This window comes from Sphingobium indicum B90A (genome assembly GCF_000264945.2).
Taxonomy (GTDB): Bacteria; Pseudomonadota; Alphaproteobacteria; order Sphingomonadales; family Sphingomonadaceae; genus Sphingobium; species Sphingobium indicum.
Genome location: NZ_CP013073.1, coordinates 1 through 14088 on the forward strand (window position 1 = coordinate 1; position 14088 = coordinate 14088).

Here is a 14088-nt window from a genome sequence, read left to right on the forward strand (position 1 = left end):
ATGACGATAGACCCCTCCCCTTCCCTGTTTGACGCGCCGATCGCCGCGCCGGTCTCGGCCGTGGACGGCGACGATCGCACGCCGCTGCTGCCGGTGCGCCATCCCAACCAGGACTTGTTCATCTGCGACGTGCTGGACGCCATCCCCAAGGATGACATGGCCTCAATGGAGCATCCGGTGTTTTCGCTCTCGACCAAGCCCGACAACCGGACGCGGCGCTACGAGCATAACGGCAACGTCATCGAGATTATCCCCTCGGGCAAGGGGCTGGCGACGATCCACGACAAGGACATATTGATCTACTGCATTTCGCAGCTCGTCGCGAAGATGAACCAGGGCGAGCAACCTAGCCGCACGGTGCGCCTGCAAGCCTATGACATGCTCGTCGCCACCAACCGGCAAACCAGCGGCGAAGGCTATCGACTGATGGCCGACGCCCTCACCCGCCTGCGCGGGACCACGGTGCGGACCAATATTCAAACGGGCGGTGTCGAAGAAACGCGGATTTTCGGCCTGATCGAAGAGGCCAAGATCACGCGCAAGACGTTCGATGGCCGGATGCTTGATCTCGAAATCACCCTGTCGGATTGGGTCTATCGCTCGGTCATCAGCAAGAACGTCCTGACGCTCCACCGCGACTATTTCCGGCTCCGCAAGCCGTTCGAGCGGCGCATGTATGAACTGGCGCGCAAGCATTGCGGCGTGAAGGACGAATGGAAGATCGGCCTAGAGTTGCTACAGAAGAAATGCGGCTCGAACAGCCCGCTCCGAGTGTTCCGGGCCTTGGTCAAGAAGGTCTGCGAGCATGACGCCGATCACGGCCATTTCCCCGACTATGCGGTGACGATGGATGATGACGTGATCTTGTTCCGCAACCGCTCGGGCCTCAAATCCAAGCCCGATCCGGTCGCCAGCGCCGGCGACGATGCGCCCTATATCGACCCGGAAACCATGCACGACGCCAAGACGGCCGCGCCAGGCTATGACGTGTATGCGCTCTATGACGAATGGGTGTCGTGGTGGCACGACATGGGCAAGCCCGAACTCAAAAGCCCTGCCGGGGCCTTCCTCGGCTTCTGCAAGAAACGGCACGAACGCAAACCACTACGCTGATCCCCTGCTCTATGCGGGCAAGCGGCCATGTTTACTTACCCGCATGTTTGCATGTGGACATGCTCACTTGCCTACAGGGCTTTCCCCCATCTTGCGAAGCCAGTCGTTGAACGCCTCGGCCATCGCGTCCTGTAGGCTCATGCCGTGCTTGCGGGCGGTCATGTGCATGGCGAAGGACATTTCCGGGCTGAAATAGCCCGTCATGGCCTTCTTGCCCTGACGGCTCGGCGCAACCGGGTTGCTGCTCGATCCGCTGCCGGAGCCTGCGCCAGTGCCACGGGCGATCGGCGCGGCCGCCCTCCCCTCCGGCTCGACCATCGCCGGCGCTGGCGCTGCATCGCGATCCCGCAATGCGAGCAATGATCCCTTCCGGCTCATGCGTTGGCCCTCCGCTTCCTAGATGCTTGCATGTTTACATGCTCGCATGTCCACTTGTAAAGCTGGCGCACCTCATCGGCCGCCTTGCCGCTCGGCTCGATCTCCATCGCCGTCTTGCCCTCGGCCGCCGCGTGGCGAAAGGCGGCGCGATCCGCGATATGGTGGGGGCAGGCGTCAAGCCCATAATCCTGCACGAGCTGCGCGGCTTCGTCATACATGCGCGGCGCGGTCGGGCTTCCCGCCGTGAAGATCACGAAAGCAGGCTTGCCGCGCATCTTCACAAGGCTGGCGGTCGTCTTGATCGCCGCCAAATCGAACGCGCTGGGGCGGCAAGGGATCAACACTAGGTCGGCCGCCTCGACGGCGGCGCTGGCGGCGCTGTCGGCGTGGGGCGGGGTGTCGATTACGATGAACGCCGCGCCCTGGCCCGTCGCCTGCTCGATCTTGGCGGCAAGGCGAGGGGGCGCGCTGTCGATCACGACCGGGGGCGCATCCTGTCGCCATGCCGCCCACTGGCTCGCCGTCGCCTGCGGGTCGACGTCGATCACAAGGGCGGTATGCCCGGAATCCTCGGCGGCGGCGGCCAGGTGCAAGGCGAGGGTGGTTTTCCCCGCGCCGCCCTTCTGGCTGATGATCGCGATTGTTGGCATGTGAATATCCTTACATGATCGCATGTTTGCATGTGGTCATACTGGCTTGCTCCGGTTGCGTCAACGAAACCCCGAACTGGCGCGCAGCGTCAATGAAACCCCGAATTGCGGGGAGGGGAGGGCGGTCTAGCCGTCGTCGCCGCCCTCATCCTCGCTGCCGTCGTCCAGCGGCTCATGCTCCATGCGGCCGTGATCCTCGATCGGGCAAAGCGGCGCTCCGGCCAGCTCAAGCCATTTGCGCGCGGTCCTCACGGTATAGGGCCTCTGTACATTATTCGGACACAGATTCACGGTAGCGGCTTGATGAGCAGCGGCATGAGGCCATCGGCATCGAGGTCGAGGCTCTCGGACCAGATATAATCGCCGGTGAGATTGATGCGGTCCCATCCCAGCGGCGACAATCGGGACAGCATGGCGGGATCGACAGGTGTGCCGCGGTGCCGCAGTTCATCGACGGCACGACCGAGATAGCGGCAGTTGAAAAGAATGATGGCGGCCGTGACGAGGTTGAGCGCTGCCGCGCGGGTCTGCTGGTTCTCCAGGCCACGGTCGCGAAACCGCCCGAGCCGATGGAAGGCGACAGCGCGGGCCAGGCTGTTGCGTGCCTCGCCCTTGTTGAGTTCGGCGGTGACCGTCCGGCGCAGATCGGTGTCGTCGAACCAGCGCAGCGTGAACAGTGTGCGCTCGATCCGTCCGACCTCCCGAAGTGCCGCAGCAAGACTGTTTTGTTGACGATAGGCGGACAGCTTCTTCAAAATCAGCGACGGTGTGACAGTGCGGTCGCGCATCGCCGCGATGACCTCCGCAATTTCGGCCCAATGGCTGACGATCAGGTCCCGACCGAGGCGGCGCCCGAACAGCGGTGCGAGCCGACCATAGCGCCGCGCGGGCTCGAAACCATAGAGTTGTCGATCCGACAGGCGCGGAATGCGCGGCTCGAAATCGAGGCCGAGCAAATGCATGACGGCGAACACGATATCGGAGACGCCGCCACCATCGGTGTGGAGGGCGGTGATGTCCGCGCTGCTTTCGTGGCCGAGGATGCCGTCGAGTGCGTGGATCGCCTCGCCCGCCGTCCCGGCGATGACCGTCTGATGAAGCGGTGCGTATCGATCGGTGATGGTGGTGTAGATCTTGACCACGGGGTCGCGACCGTAATGTGCGTTGACCGTTCCTCCGGCTTCGCCGGCACCGCCGAGATAATAAGCCTGCCCATCGGCCGATGCGCGATGCCCCGAACCAAACCAGGCGGCGAGCGGTTCGGCATGGATAGCGTCGGTCAGGCTGGCGAGCGCGGCGCGAAACGTTTCCTCGCGCATATGCCACGTCTGCATACGCAACAGTGCGCGACGCGAGGCGACACCGCAAACTTCGGCCATGCGCGACAGACCAAGGTTGGTCGCCTCCGCGATCAAGGTGGCAAGAAAGGCGCGTTCGTCGGCGGGAGGCAGACCGGTCGAGACATGGCCGAAATGCTGGATGAAGCCGGTCCATCGTTGAACCTGCGACAGCACATCCGTGATACGGGTGGCAGGCACCATGCCGTAGCAGGTGAGCGCAAGTTGCCGCCCTTCATCCTGACCAGGGTCTTCTTTGGGGTCTTTCGGAAACCGCAGCCGCTCGCCGGCAAAAAGGGGGGGATCGCGTTTGTCCAGATCGCGGGCGACCTCGCGCAGGGCGCTATCAAGCCTTGCCGCCCTCTCGTCGAGCCAGGCGTGCGGATCGCCGAGCGAGAAAGCGGGCTTCGGTACGGGGCTGGCCGGTGGGGCAAGCAGCACACTGAGCGCGCGATGGACGCGCGCGGTCGGCACCCAGATACCACCGGATGCCAAAGCATTGGAAAGCGCGCTGTAAGTCGCCATCTCCCAATGGGTGCGATCGATCCCGCCTGCGGTCATGACATGCCGACGCCAGCGGTGCTCGACATGGCCAAGCGGCACGTCATCGGGCAACGCCCTGCGCCAGTCTCCGTCGAGATCGGCGAGGATCGCCATCGCATCGCGCAACGGCTGCATTCCGGCCCGGCCCTGGAAATCAAAAGCGCGCACGAACGACGGCCCCATCCGCTTGAAGGCGCGATATTCCGCCGCGATCTCGTCCAGAACCTCGTTCCGGTGCGGTGAGGCGGTACGTCGGATGATAGCGGCGTCGGCGTCGATGATGTCGAGGGATGCCACGGCATCGACCGCCGCGGCGACATCGCCGCCAGCCCGGGCCGCCTGGCTGATCGCTTCCAGAACCCTGGCGATGCGTAACATCCGTTCGCGGCCCTCGCGGCCGGAAACGGCCACGCGCTGTTCGAGCCGTTTGCGGGCGCGCAGATGGGCCCGCCCCACGAGCGCAATGAACATATCGATCGCCGCATCGGTCAGTGTCGCCTCCAGCTCGCGCAGCGTCGCGAGCAGCACGACCCGCCTGCGGGCCGGGCGCATTTGCTGGAAAGCCTGTGCCGTGTAGCGCACACCCTCCCGGGCGAATTGCCCCAGGCGCGGTTCGTGGCGAACATCAGGGGAGAAAGCCGATATGCCCGTCCCACGAATCAGCGTGATCTTTTCGACGATTTCCAAAAGCGAAGCGGATGCGACACGCGGTTCTGGCTCGCGCAGCCAGGACAGACGGCTCTGCCGGTCATGCACCTTGTCATCGATCAGCGCGTCGAGTTGCTGACGCATCTCATGGCCAAGGCCGCCATCGATCGCGGCCACGAGATCCGTTTCCGCCTGATGTATCGCCTCGGCCGCCATGCGCTCCACGACGCTGACACCCGGGATCACGATCCGACGCGCGCGCATCTCATCCAGAAGCCGGCCGAGCAGCGCGCGTCCGTCGATGATGCTCGCCGCCTCGTTTGTCAGCCATGTCCGCAATTCCACGCGGTGCGGGCGGCTCAGATCGCTGAAGCCGAAGCGCGTCTTGATCGCGGCGAGCTGATCGTAGCGCGTGGGCGTGCGTCTGGCGAAATCAGCTATGACCTTTGCATCCACCCCGACCTGCTCGGCAATATGGTCGAGCATGACCGCAGGCAGCAGTTCCCCGTGGCGCAGATGCCGGCCCGGGTAGCGCAGGCAACAAAGCTGCAGGGCGTAGCCGAGTCGGGTGGCGGGCGTGCGCGCGGTGTCGATCGCGGTCATGTCCTCACCTGACAGACTATAGTGCTTCACGATCGCCGCCTCGTCGTCGGGCAACATCAGCAGGGCAGCGCGCTGCCGCGTCGTCATCGGAATCCGTCCGGGCATCTTTGAACCTCCAAAAACCACTTGCCTTTCGGCATGATTCTGAAAGAGGATTGTGAAAGACAAGAGGCCGCAGGAATCCGTTCATGCCGCACTGGCCTCCGGATACGGCCGTTTGTGAAAGGCAGGATTTGACCAGGGCACCCTATCTGATCGGCTATGCGCGGGTGTCGAAGGGTGACGAGCAGTCGAACGCCGCCCAGCGCCGCGCCCTCGACGCGGCTGGGTGCAGGCGCGTGTTCGAGGAAATTGCCAGTGGCGGGCGCTGGGACCGGCCAAAGCTCCTGGAGATGATCGGCCAGTTACGCGACAGTGACGTCGTCGTCGTCTGGAAACTCGACCGGCTATCGCGCAGCCTCAAGGATCTGCTGCACATTATGGAGCGGATCGAGGCGGCGGGCGCGGGCTTCCGCTCGCTGACCGAGGCGATTGACACCACCACGGCCGCAGGTCGCATGATGATGCAGATGGTCGGGAGCTTCGCCGAGTTCGAGCGCGCCATGATCCGCGAGCGCACCTCCGCCGGCCTCGCCCAGGCGCGCGCCGAAGGGCGGATCGGCGGACGCCGGCGCAAACTCGGCGAAAAGCAACGGCGCGAGATCGCGGAGTCCGTCATCTCCGGACGAAAATCCGGCGCCGAGATGGCGCGGCTCTATCATGTCAGCGAGCCGACCGTTTCGCGCATCGTCGCCGCGCACCGACAGACTATGGAGCTACCGGCATGAAACGCGGCCACGACCTGACCGGGCTGATGAAGTTCGCGACACGGCCCGAGTGGGCCGACGACCTGCATGACGCGCTCGACGATCATCTGGGGCCGGTTCTCACGCAGTTCGACATCGATTCCGACGAACTGCCCGGCATCATCGGGGATCACTGGGCCATGACCTTGTGGGGCTGCGCGTTCGAGGACCTGGTGACCCGCGTCTTCGAGCCCGATGGCCGCAACATCGTGGACGAATATCTCAAGCGCCGCGGATGGAACGAGGCCGGCCCCAACAAGCTCTACATGCGCGCGCTGAAGACCTCCGTCATGAGCGTCTATGAAGTCAGCGCGATCGAGCCCGGCGTCGGCTTCCTCGCGCGAGATCTGATCCGGGGCGGTGATCCCGTCCAGGTCCGCGAGCGCACCGCGTCCAGGACGCTGGGCCCGTGGGATCGGATCGGCGTGCGCATCATTCCGGTGAGCGGGCATAGGATCCTGGCAGGCGGCCTGCTGTCCTTTACAGCGGAAGCCACCAGCGCCCTTCTCGAGGCATTGCGCCTGGGACAGGGCAAGCGCGGCCCGCGCGCGAAACTAGTGATCGACGATGATCAACTGCGCGACCTGGCGCCGCTCATCTCGATGGTCTGGCTGTTCGACATCTTGCCCAGGATGCTCGAGCCTGTCGCCATCCCCACGCTGCATAACGCCGATGGCGAGGAGGTTGTTTTCCACCGTGTCCGTTTTCCGTTCACGCGGGGGACGACGCAGGCACTCATCGGCGACCGCCTCGATACCGTGCCCGCCCTGCAGCGGGAAACGTCACATTTCTGGAACTGGCTCGGCACCAGAACAAAACAGGGCAAGAAAGGCACCGGCCAGATGGCGTGGGGTGTGTCAATGGAAGACGGCACGCCGGTGCTTGGGAATCTGGAACTCAAGGGCCGCGCTCTGATCCTCTCCGTCACCTCGGCCGAACGTGCAGAACGCGGCGTTGCACTCGTCACCCAGGCGCTCGGCGCCCTGGTGGGAACACCTTTGACCGAGATCGAGACGATCGAACAGGCGATGGCTGCGCGTCAGGAAGGACGAACCGTGTCGGAGCCGGCACCGGACATCCCGGTCGAGGTCGCCACCCCGCTTGTCCACGGCATGCTCGATCGTCAATACCGGACACTCCTCGATGAGCCTGTCCCGATGCTCGGCGACAAAACGCCGCGACAATGCGCCGGCAGCAAGGCCGGACGCGACCAACTCGCCACGTGGCTAAAACATCTCGAAAATCTCAGTGGGAGACACGCTGACATCGATGATCCGATGGCGACGTACGACTTCGGGTGGATATGGCAGGAACTCGGGATCGAAGAACTGCGCCGGTGACGGCTTGACCCCGCAACGATGAAGGACATGCTGGCCGCCTGATAGACACTGGAGCCGCCTTCACCAACGGTGCCTGCGGATTTGTATTGCGCACGGCTGCTCGCAGGTGCAGCATGAGGATGCCTTTCAGGCATCCTCTCCTAAAACTATGGCCGGCCGTTGTGCCGGCCTTTTTGTGTGGCCGCGACGGCTTACGTAGCGCAATCCCTGGCAGAGAAGCTGGCGCCGACGTCCCTCAAGCTCGCCTACCGTGAATCTGTGGCCGAATAATGCACAGGGGCCGGTATAGCCGCACGTCGCGCACTCGCATTTGAGCATCCGGGTTTTCTGCTTCTTCGGCGCGGTCGACTCCCCATCGGTGTCGAGACGGGCATGGGGGAGGGGGCCAACGGCGTCCAAGATCGGCGCGACGGCCGCAAGAAACGCCTCGCCGGGGGTGGTGGCGCGCATCGGCCCGACGAGCCCCAGCCCCAGCGCGATCCGTTTAAACGCTTTCCCATGCCCTGCCGGGATGCCGACGGCGGCATGGACCAGCTCATGCGCGAGGATGGCCGCGATCTGCGCCGGCATGGCGTCAGGCGCGTGCGCGAGGTCGGGCCGGATGAAGATTTCAAAATGCCCGTCCGCGCTCAGCCGGTTATCCCAGCACTCGCCGATCGCCTTGCCCTTCCGGCCCGAGCTGGTGAAGCCGATCGCCACGCGGATACGCGCGGGCAGGGGAGCGTCCAACGCCGCGAACAAGGGGGCCATGCCCGCCGCCACCCGATTGAGCCAGCTTTCCCGGTTGTCCTGTTCCATACCTTCTACTCCCTTCAAATCGCCCTGCGGGGCGATGGCTGCGGCCATCGCTCCCGAGTTCGCGCGGAGCAGCCGGCGAGAGAGGGGGGCAGCGGGAATCTGCGGGAGTGGTGCGGGCGGGCGCTTCGCGCCAACCCGGTCCCGCTGATTGCCGTTGCTGGGGAGAGGCGGCCGGGACCGCCTTTCCCCATGCGAACGAACATCATGCCGGCGCACGCCGGCACCATGCCCGAGATCCGCTTGCGATCTCGGCCCCGCCATGTGGGTCGTCACCTTCGGCCAAGACCGCTTGCGGGCTTGGGGAGCGAAGCGAGTAGAGCCACGGTGCCGCGCAGCGGCAGGCGCAGTCTCCTCGCCTAGATTGAAATTGTTGCTCAAATGAGCTACATCGTTCGTCTGACTAGGGAGATTCCAATGGCTGCTACCGCGTTCGTGCGTGCGCGCATCGACGAAACATTGAAGGATGAAGCCGCCGCCGTCCTAGCCGAGCTGGGGCTGACGGTTTCCGATGTGGTCCGCATGACGCTTACGCGGGTCGCCAAGGACCATGCCTTGCCGTTCGAGCTGAAGGTGCCCAACGCCGAGACGCGCGCCGCGATCGAATCGTCCCGCGCGACCATGAAGGCGCGTCGTGCGCGCTTCACCGATCCCAAGGAACTGTTCGATGCCCTCGACCAAGAAGCCCGCCAGCAGTAAGCGGGCTTCGTTCCCAAGAGAGGCATCCTACGAAAAGCGGTTCGTCAAGGATTGGGAGCGGCTGTCGCGCAGCGGCCGCTACAACATGAACCAGCTCAAGGAAGCGATGATGCTGCTCATCGCCAACGATGCGCCGCTTGGCCCGGAATGGCTGGACCACGCCCTCAAGGGCGATTGGAGCGATCATCGCGAGTGCCATATCGGCGGCGATTTCCTGCTGATCTACACGATTGAGGGCAATCTGGTGAACTTCGTGCGCGCGGGAACCCATTCGGAACTGTTCGAGTAATCGGCTCGACGGCCGAACGTTTGGAAGGCAGGGCAATGAACGCCGACGACATGAAGGTCGAAACCTTCGCCTGCGTCTTTGACGCAATCGCCGACACGCCGGAGGAGGCGACGGAGTTGAGGACGCGCGCGGACCTGATGCGGGGCATCACCGCGCGGGTGAAGTCGTGGGACGTGCCGCTGGGCGAGGCCGCCAAGCGGCTCGGGCTGACGCCGCCCCGCCTCAACGACCTCCTGCGCGGGAAGTTTAACAGATTCTCGCTGGATGACCTGATGACCGCCGCGACGGCGGCGGGCATCGCGCCGCCGGCACCGCGCAAAAGCTCGTGGGATGACCTGCGCGGGATAGTGAAGGGCAACGGCGCGCGGTTCACGATCGAGGAAATCAACGACGCCATCGCCGAAGCCGGCGCAGCAGCCGGCATGGCCGGGATGAACGACCATGACGGGGACTGATCGAAACGGCGAAATCCTTTATCCACCGATGGAGGCGGCCGAAATCCGGCGGTGCGCCAGGAGAGCGGTTTGAGCCAGGCCGGGTTTGCGCGCTTGCTGTGGGCGCACAAGCGCACGGTCCAGCGCTGGGAGGCCGGCACGATGCGGCCGACTGGCGCGGCGCTCGCCTTGCTGACGCTGGTGAAGCGGCGCGGCATCCAGATTCTCACCTAGAAGGATTGATAGATGTAGGCGATTGCAAAGATACTGGCCTCTGCTCGCAAACAGCGCGGATTTCTGCTCAGATTTGCTGACAGCAGGTGGGCCATGCTGCTCACGCTATGCGACAATGTGCTCGCCATCATCCGCGCCTGCTCGCAAACGGAGAAGGCCTGTTCTCGCTTTCTGCCAATAGCGAGGAGTGCCGGTGAGCGGTCTGGCAGCGATCGTTCCCGCCGGGTTTGCCGTAAGCATCAGCGCTCCCACTTCCTCAGGCTAGCAACGGATTGATCGTATAATGCCTGGAGCGAGCCGACCTGATTGTCTCGGAAGTGAATCGTCAGCACGAGATTGTCATACGGCAGATTGGCCGTGCAGAGCCCCGGCCGCGAGCCTCCGCCCATGGCGGAGCAACTCGCCAGCGATGGAGGACGCTTCTGACCTGCTTCGGCTGGCAACTGGTATGTCCAGAAAACACCATCACTTACCTTGCGCAGTGTTCGGCCGCGCCATGAAAGCGGGCGACTTGCGCAGACAGTCGAGTTGACAAGCGCCTCTGTTCCCGCTGCGCGGGCACACATCCGCTTCTTGCTTGCCACGCCCACCAAGTTTCGCTCCGGCAAGCTTGCGCTCGGATTTAGGTAGAACGAGAACCCGTCGCTGGGATCGAGCGCTGGTAGAAAGAACGGCTTATCATTGTCGGATATGTCGTTGGCTCTCGGGATGTCGAAGACTCGTCCCTCCAACCTCCTCTCGGCCGAGGCCGAGCACGCGCTGAGCAAGCTGACGATCGATAAAGAAGCTGCGGTAAGATGCCTGTTCATGCCGGCAGGCTATGAGAGAAGCGCAACGTCCACAATCGGTGGCACAGACGACATGCGTTGCGTCCGCGTGCGGGAGATACCAAGGCGAGGACAGCCAGTATCATATCGGCACACCGGCTTCGCGGAGCCGCTCGGTCAGGTCGCGGGTGTGTTCGGCGTCCAGCGTTCCGGCGAGGAACGCGCGTATGTCGGACGGCCGGGTGTTGAGCTGGCTGGCGAGCGCGCCCGCATCGTAACCGTTGCGCGTCAGCGTGGGTTCGAGGTCGTCAATCGCCCGCGACAGCACCTGCTCGACGATCTCGGCCGTGACGGGCTTGGCAGCGAAGCGGAAGCCCTGCTCGAAGGCGAGTGTCAGGTGCATCTCGATCTGGAGCGGGGTGCGCAGGCGCTCGGCGATGAGGTCGATCGCGTCCTCGTTCATCAAGTCGGCAACCTTGACCCCCTCGGCCGCACAGGCGCCGAGCAGCCAGGCAACATAGTCGCGGCGTTCGGCGCCGATGCCCTCATAGTCGAAGGTGGTCGTGCGGTAGCCGATCTCTTCCATTTGCGGGCGGCGCAGGTCGTTGCGTAGCCGAGGATGGCCGACCAGAAGGACCGACAGCAGCACGCCGGCATCAGCCACCACCTCCATCAACCGCTTGAGGCCGGTCAGCGTCTTGTGGTGCAGGTCATGCGCCTCGTCGACCACCAGTACGACCGGGCGCTTGCCCTTGCGCATGATGTCGCGCAGGTCGCGCTCGCGGCGCTCGGCCTGCTTGGGAATCTTCACCTGGGCACGGTCACCGGGCGAGAGATCGTAGAACAGCGCCTCGATCAGCGAGGGCAACGAGGTGCGGCGCTTGTCGACCGCAAGCGACTTGGCGACGGCGACCTTGCCCGCCCGGGCCAGCTCGTCCTCGATGCGGCGCAGCAGGTGCGTCTTGCCCGATCCGACCAGGCCGGAGACGACGATCAACCTGCCGGTCTGCACGGCCGCACAGACCTCGCGCACGAGGTTGCGCTGATGCTCTGTCTCGAAGTTGCCGACGCCTTGGAACGGGCGGGCGAGCCCGTAGCTGGATTGAACGTCGGCGAGCATCAGCTTGTCCCCCGTCTTGACTGGAACCGCTCTCGGATGCGGTCAGCGATGATGGTCTTGTCGAGCGTTTCGCCCAGCAGCGCGTCGATGAAGGCGCGGTCTGCCTCAGGCAGCGAGCCGAGCGGTCGCCGGAGCTGGTCGACGATGGCGTGGCGCGCCGCGAGCCCGGTCGGGTATGCCGTCTCGACCGCCGGCTCCGGAAAAGGTGTTTGCCGCACCGCGAGCCCTGCGGTGGAGGGCGGCAGCGACGGCAGCGGCCGGTCGCCGCCCGTCACGGTCGCGCGGGGCAGCCCCAGCTGGTCAGCGAGCCGGACCACCTTGTCGAGCCGCTCCTCGGCGCGGCTCTTCTGATACTTGCGATAGCGGTAGAGCGGCACGGCGCCGCGCGACGGCTCGTAAGGGCCATGCCGCTTGCCGTCATGCTCCACGAAGAGCTGCTGGTCGAACAGCCCCCAGAGCAGCGTCACCGTCTCGCCGGCGAGCTCGGGCTCGACCTCGTAGGAAGCGCCCTCAACCGAGACGGTCGCGTCGCCCGCAACGGTGCGCCGCTCGGGCTCACGAGCGAAGGCGCAGAACCGCTCCCATGAACACATGGCCCGCACGCCATCGCCGGGCAGGTGCCGCAGCCAGTGCTCGATCCGCGCGTGTGGCTCGGAACGATGGTCGCCGTTGTTGTAGGTGACCAGCGCACGCCGCATCCACAGATTGGCTTCCGCCTCGTCCTTGGGTTTGTGGAAGTGGTACAACGTCTCGTGCACCTCCTTCACCGTGCGGAACGGCCGCTCGACCTTGCCCTTGGCGCGGGCCGCGGTGTGCCGGTCGTCGGCCTTCGGCGGCAGATGGGTGAGGACGCGCACGCCGAGGCTGCCCATCACCGACTGGAACACGCGCGACCGGCTGACCGGGCCGTTGTCCATGTAGATCGTGACCGGCAGGCCCTGGAACGGCAGTTCGGGCTCAGGCTTGGCGGCGAAGGCGTTGAATAGAAAGCGCAGCGCGGACTCGGCATCCTCGCCATAGACGCTGCGATATTCCTGGTAGACCACGCCCGAGCAGTCATCGACGGCCGAGAACAGCATCAGCGTGGGTTTGCCGCGACCCTGCTCGATCCAGAGCGGCGCCTCGACCTGCTTGAGGTCGGACGGGCTCATGTCGAAGTGCCACAGCTCGTTGGATCGCCGCGCCTGAAAACGAACGGCTGCGTGGGGGCGGGTCACGCGGGCATAGTCCAGCCCTGATGAGCGGAGCAGCCGGTCGATGGTCGCCCGCTTCAGCAGGCCGGGTGCTACCTTGACCAGGCCCTCCGGCGTCTCGACGCCATCGGTTTCCAGGAACTCGATGGCGCGGGCGGTCGAAACGTGCCGGCCCTTCTTGTTGGTGGTCCTGATCTTCAGTGCGGCGACGATCTCGGCGTAGCGCTCCATCTCGGCCTGCGGGGCAACCCGCGTCGCACCATGGTCGGACCGGCGCACCGACTTGGGGCGGTTCAGCTCGCGCAACGCCCGGTAAAGGGTCCAGATGGAGATGCCATAGGCCTCGGCCGCACGGGCGATGATCTCGGTGCGACCGGGGTCGCGTGGGGGCAACAGCGACAACCGTCGGCGAAGATCGATCAGCGCCTCTCCAGGCGGTCGCTTCGCCCGGTCAGCCATGGGCTGTTGCAGCCTCCTTGATCGATGCACCGCTGCCGCGCTTGCCTGCATAGCGATAGAGGGTCGCGACCGACACGCCCATGCGCTTGGCGATGTCGCGCACCGGCAACGTGCCCTCCTTCATCATCGCCCGTGCCGCGGCGACGTCGCTCGGGCGCATTGCCGATGGGCGGCCACCCTTGCGACCCTGCCGGCGCGCCTCCACTAGCCCCGCGGTAGTTCGCTCGCGGATCAGGGCACGCTCGAACTGCGCGATGGCGCCGAACACGTGAAAGGTGAGCATGCCACCCGGCGTTGTCGTGTCGATGCTCTCGGTCAGCGACACCAGCCCGATCTTCTCGCGCTCCAGATCCTCGGCCGTGGCGATCAACTTCTTGAGCGAGCGGGCGAGGCGGTCGAGCTTCCAAACAACCAGCGTGTCGCCTGCGCGCAGCACGTCTTCCAGAATGCGCGCCAGTTCGGGCCGGTCATCGCGCGCGCCCGACGCCTTTTCGGTGAACACCCGCTCGCAGCCGGCCCGCCGCAGCGCATCGAGCTGGAGCTCGGGGTTCTGGTCGCTGGTGCTGACCCTGGCATAGCCGACCCGCATGAGCGTCTGATCTTCTCCAAACTCGTGCGGGGCATACCGTTTTGCGACGCGG

15 protein-coding genes and 1 pseudogene are annotated in these 14088 nt (G+C 65.0%); 7 read left to right on the top strand and 9 right to left on the bottom strand.

From position 1 onward, the window contains the following. Entirely contained in the window at positions 1–1113 is a 1113-nt protein-coding gene (locus SIDU_RS18780; RefSeq protein WP_007686147.1) for a replication initiator protein A, read from the top strand. 63 nt (positions 1114–1176) lie between these two features. Here SIDU_RS18780 and SIDU_RS18785 read toward each other — a convergent pair whose 3' ends face one another. From SIDU_RS18785 to SIDU_RS18795, 4 genes and pseudogenes are all read right to left on the bottom strand, one after another. After that, positions 1177–1491, bottom strand: a complete 315-nt coding sequence (locus tag SIDU_RS18785; RefSeq protein ID WP_007686146.1) for a ribbon-helix-helix domain-containing protein — start codon at positions 1489–1491, stop codon at positions 1177–1179. Further along, on the bottom strand, positions 1488–2141 hold the full coding sequence (gene parA / locus SIDU_RS18790) for a ParA family partition ATPase (protein WP_007686145.1): 654 nt from the start codon (positions 2139–2141) through the stop codon (positions 1488–1490). The genes SIDU_RS18785 and parA overlap by 4 nt, the downstream gene beginning before the upstream one ends. A 126-nt stretch (positions 2142–2267) precedes the next feature. Beyond that, positions 2268–2399: pseudogene (locus SIDU_RS19560) on the bottom strand (transcription elongation protein SprT); the annotation flags it as partial. 29 nt (positions 2400–2428) lie between these two features. Further along, positions 2429–5377, bottom strand: coding sequence for a Tn3 family transposase (locus tag SIDU_RS18795; RefSeq protein WP_233431824.1), 2949 nt, complete (start codon positions 5375–5377; stop codon positions 2429–2431). Between the two features lie 128 nt (positions 5378–5505). Here SIDU_RS18795 and SIDU_RS18800 point away from each other — a divergent pair, with 128 nt between their 5' ends. Further along, complete coding sequence (locus tag SIDU_RS18800; protein WP_007683474.1) at positions 5506–6099, top strand: recombinase family protein; 594 nt, start codon at positions 5506–5508, stop codon at positions 6097–6099. Continuing rightward, positions 6096–7457, top strand: a complete 1362-nt coding sequence (locus SIDU_RS18805; RefSeq protein ID WP_007683476.1) for a hypothetical protein — start codon at positions 6096–6098, stop codon at positions 7455–7457. Before SIDU_RS18800 ends, SIDU_RS18805 begins: the two co-directional genes overlap by 4 nt. A gap of 126 nt (positions 7458–7583) precedes the next feature. Here the strand turns inward: SIDU_RS18805 and SIDU_RS18810 are convergent, their stop codons facing one another. After that, the gene (locus SIDU_RS18810) at positions 7584–8255 is read right to left on the bottom strand and encodes a SprT-like domain-containing protein (protein WP_233431923.1); all 672 of its coding nucleotides are present in this window, start codon (positions 8253–8255) and stop codon (positions 7584–7586) included. A 414-nt stretch (positions 8256–8669) separates the two neighbouring features. On the opposite strand from SIDU_RS18810, the gene SIDU_RS18815 reads away from it, so the two are divergent. Genes SIDU_RS18815 through SIDU_RS18830 form a run of 4 tightly spaced genes read left to right on the top strand, consistent with a single transcriptional unit; the run spans position 8670 to position 9908 of the window. Then, positions 8670–8951, top strand: coding sequence for a type II toxin-antitoxin system RelB/DinJ family antitoxin (locus tag SIDU_RS18815; protein ID WP_007685985.1), 282 nt, complete (start codon positions 8670–8672; stop codon positions 8949–8951). Continuing rightward, positions 8920–9240 carry a type II toxin-antitoxin system YafQ family toxin gene (locus tag SIDU_RS18820; protein WP_007685988.1) on the top strand — a complete coding sequence of 107 codons (321 nt, stop codon included), beginning with the start codon at positions 8920–8922 and terminating at the stop codon, positions 9238–9240. Before SIDU_RS18815 ends, SIDU_RS18820 begins: the two co-directional genes overlap by 32 nt. Before the next feature lie 35 nt (positions 9241–9275). Further along, entirely contained in the window at positions 9276–9695 is a 420-nt protein-coding gene (locus SIDU_RS18825; protein ID WP_007685989.1) for a helix-turn-helix domain-containing protein, read from the top strand. A gap of 51 nt (positions 9696–9746) precedes the next feature. Further along, entirely contained in the window at positions 9747–9908 is a 162-nt protein-coding gene (locus SIDU_RS18830) for a helix-turn-helix domain-containing protein (RefSeq protein ID WP_015449421.1), read from the top strand. 239 nt (positions 9909–10147) lie between these two features. On the opposite strand, the gene SIDU_RS19565 is transcribed toward SIDU_RS18830, so the two are convergent. From SIDU_RS19565 to SIDU_RS18845, 4 genes are all read right to left on the bottom strand, one after another. Then, the gene (locus SIDU_RS19565) at positions 10148–10717 is read right to left on the bottom strand and encodes a hypothetical protein (protein ID WP_062121710.1); all 570 of its coding nucleotides are present in this window, start codon (positions 10715–10717) and stop codon (positions 10148–10150) included. 100 nt (positions 10718–10817) lie between these two features. After that, on the bottom strand, positions 10818–11795 hold the full coding sequence (locus SIDU_RS18835) for an ExeA family protein (RefSeq protein ID WP_007685991.1): 978 nt from the start codon (positions 11793–11795) through the stop codon (positions 10818–10820). Further along, entirely contained in the window at positions 11795–13447 is a 1653-nt protein-coding gene (locus SIDU_RS18840) for an IS481 family transposase (RefSeq protein WP_007685992.1), read from the bottom strand. Before SIDU_RS18840 ends, SIDU_RS18835 begins: the two co-directional genes overlap by 1 nt. Then, a complete protein-coding gene (locus tag SIDU_RS18845; RefSeq protein WP_007685993.1) occupies positions 13440–14036 on the bottom strand; it encodes a recombinase family protein in 597 nt (198 codons plus the stop codon). Before SIDU_RS18845 ends, SIDU_RS18840 begins: the two co-directional genes overlap by 8 nt. Positions 14037–14088: the final 52 nt, after the last annotated feature.

What these genes read in the sequence shown, in the direction of transcription:
- SIDU_RS18780 (WP_007686147.1), top strand. Translation starts at nt 1, where the DNA reads ATGACGATAGACCCCTCCCCTTCCCTGTTTGACGCGCCGATCGCCGCG.
- SIDU_RS18785 (WP_007686146.1), bottom strand. Translation starts at nt 1,491, where the DNA reads ATGAGCCGGAAGGGATCATTGCTCGCATTGCGGGATCGCGATGCAGCG.
- parA (WP_007686145.1), bottom strand. Translation starts at nt 2,141, where the DNA reads ATGCCAACAATCGCGATCATCAGCCAGAAGGGCGGCGCGGGGAAAACC.
- SIDU_RS18795 (WP_233431824.1), bottom strand. Translation starts at nt 5,377, where the DNA reads ATGCCCGGACGGATTCCGATGACGACGCGGCAGCGCGCTGCCCTGCTG.
- SIDU_RS18805 (WP_007683476.1), top strand. Translation starts at nt 6,096, where the DNA reads ATGAAACGCGGCCACGACCTGACCGGGCTGATGAAGTTCGCGACACGG.
- SIDU_RS18810 (WP_233431923.1), bottom strand. Translation starts at nt 8,255, where the DNA reads ATGGAACAGGACAACCGGGAAAGCTGGCTCAATCGGGTGGCGGCGGGC.
- SIDU_RS18815 (WP_007685985.1), top strand. Translation starts at nt 8,670, where the DNA reads ATGGCTGCTACCGCGTTCGTGCGTGCGCGCATCGACGAAACATTGAAG.
- SIDU_RS18820 (WP_007685988.1), top strand. Translation starts at nt 8,920, where the DNA reads ATGCCCTCGACCAAGAAGCCCGCCAGCAGTAAGCGGGCTTCGTTCCCA.
- SIDU_RS18825 (WP_007685989.1), top strand. Translation starts at nt 9,276, where the DNA reads ATGAACGCCGACGACATGAAGGTCGAAACCTTCGCCTGCGTCTTTGAC.
- SIDU_RS19565 (WP_062121710.1), bottom strand. Translation starts at nt 10,717, where the DNA reads ATGAACAGGCATCTTACCGCAGCTTCTTTATCGATCGTCAGCTTGCTC.
- SIDU_RS18835 (WP_007685991.1), bottom strand. Translation starts at nt 11,795, where the DNA reads ATGCTCGCCGACGTTCAATCCAGCTACGGGCTCGCCCGCCCGTTCCAA.
- SIDU_RS18840 (WP_007685992.1), bottom strand. Translation starts at nt 13,447, where the DNA reads ATGGCTGACCGGGCGAAGCGACCGCCTGGAGAGGCGCTGATCGATCTT.
- SIDU_RS18845 (WP_007685993.1), bottom strand. Translation starts at nt 14,036, where the DNA reads ATGCGGGTCGGCTATGCCAGGGTCAGCACCAGCGACCAGAACCCCGAG.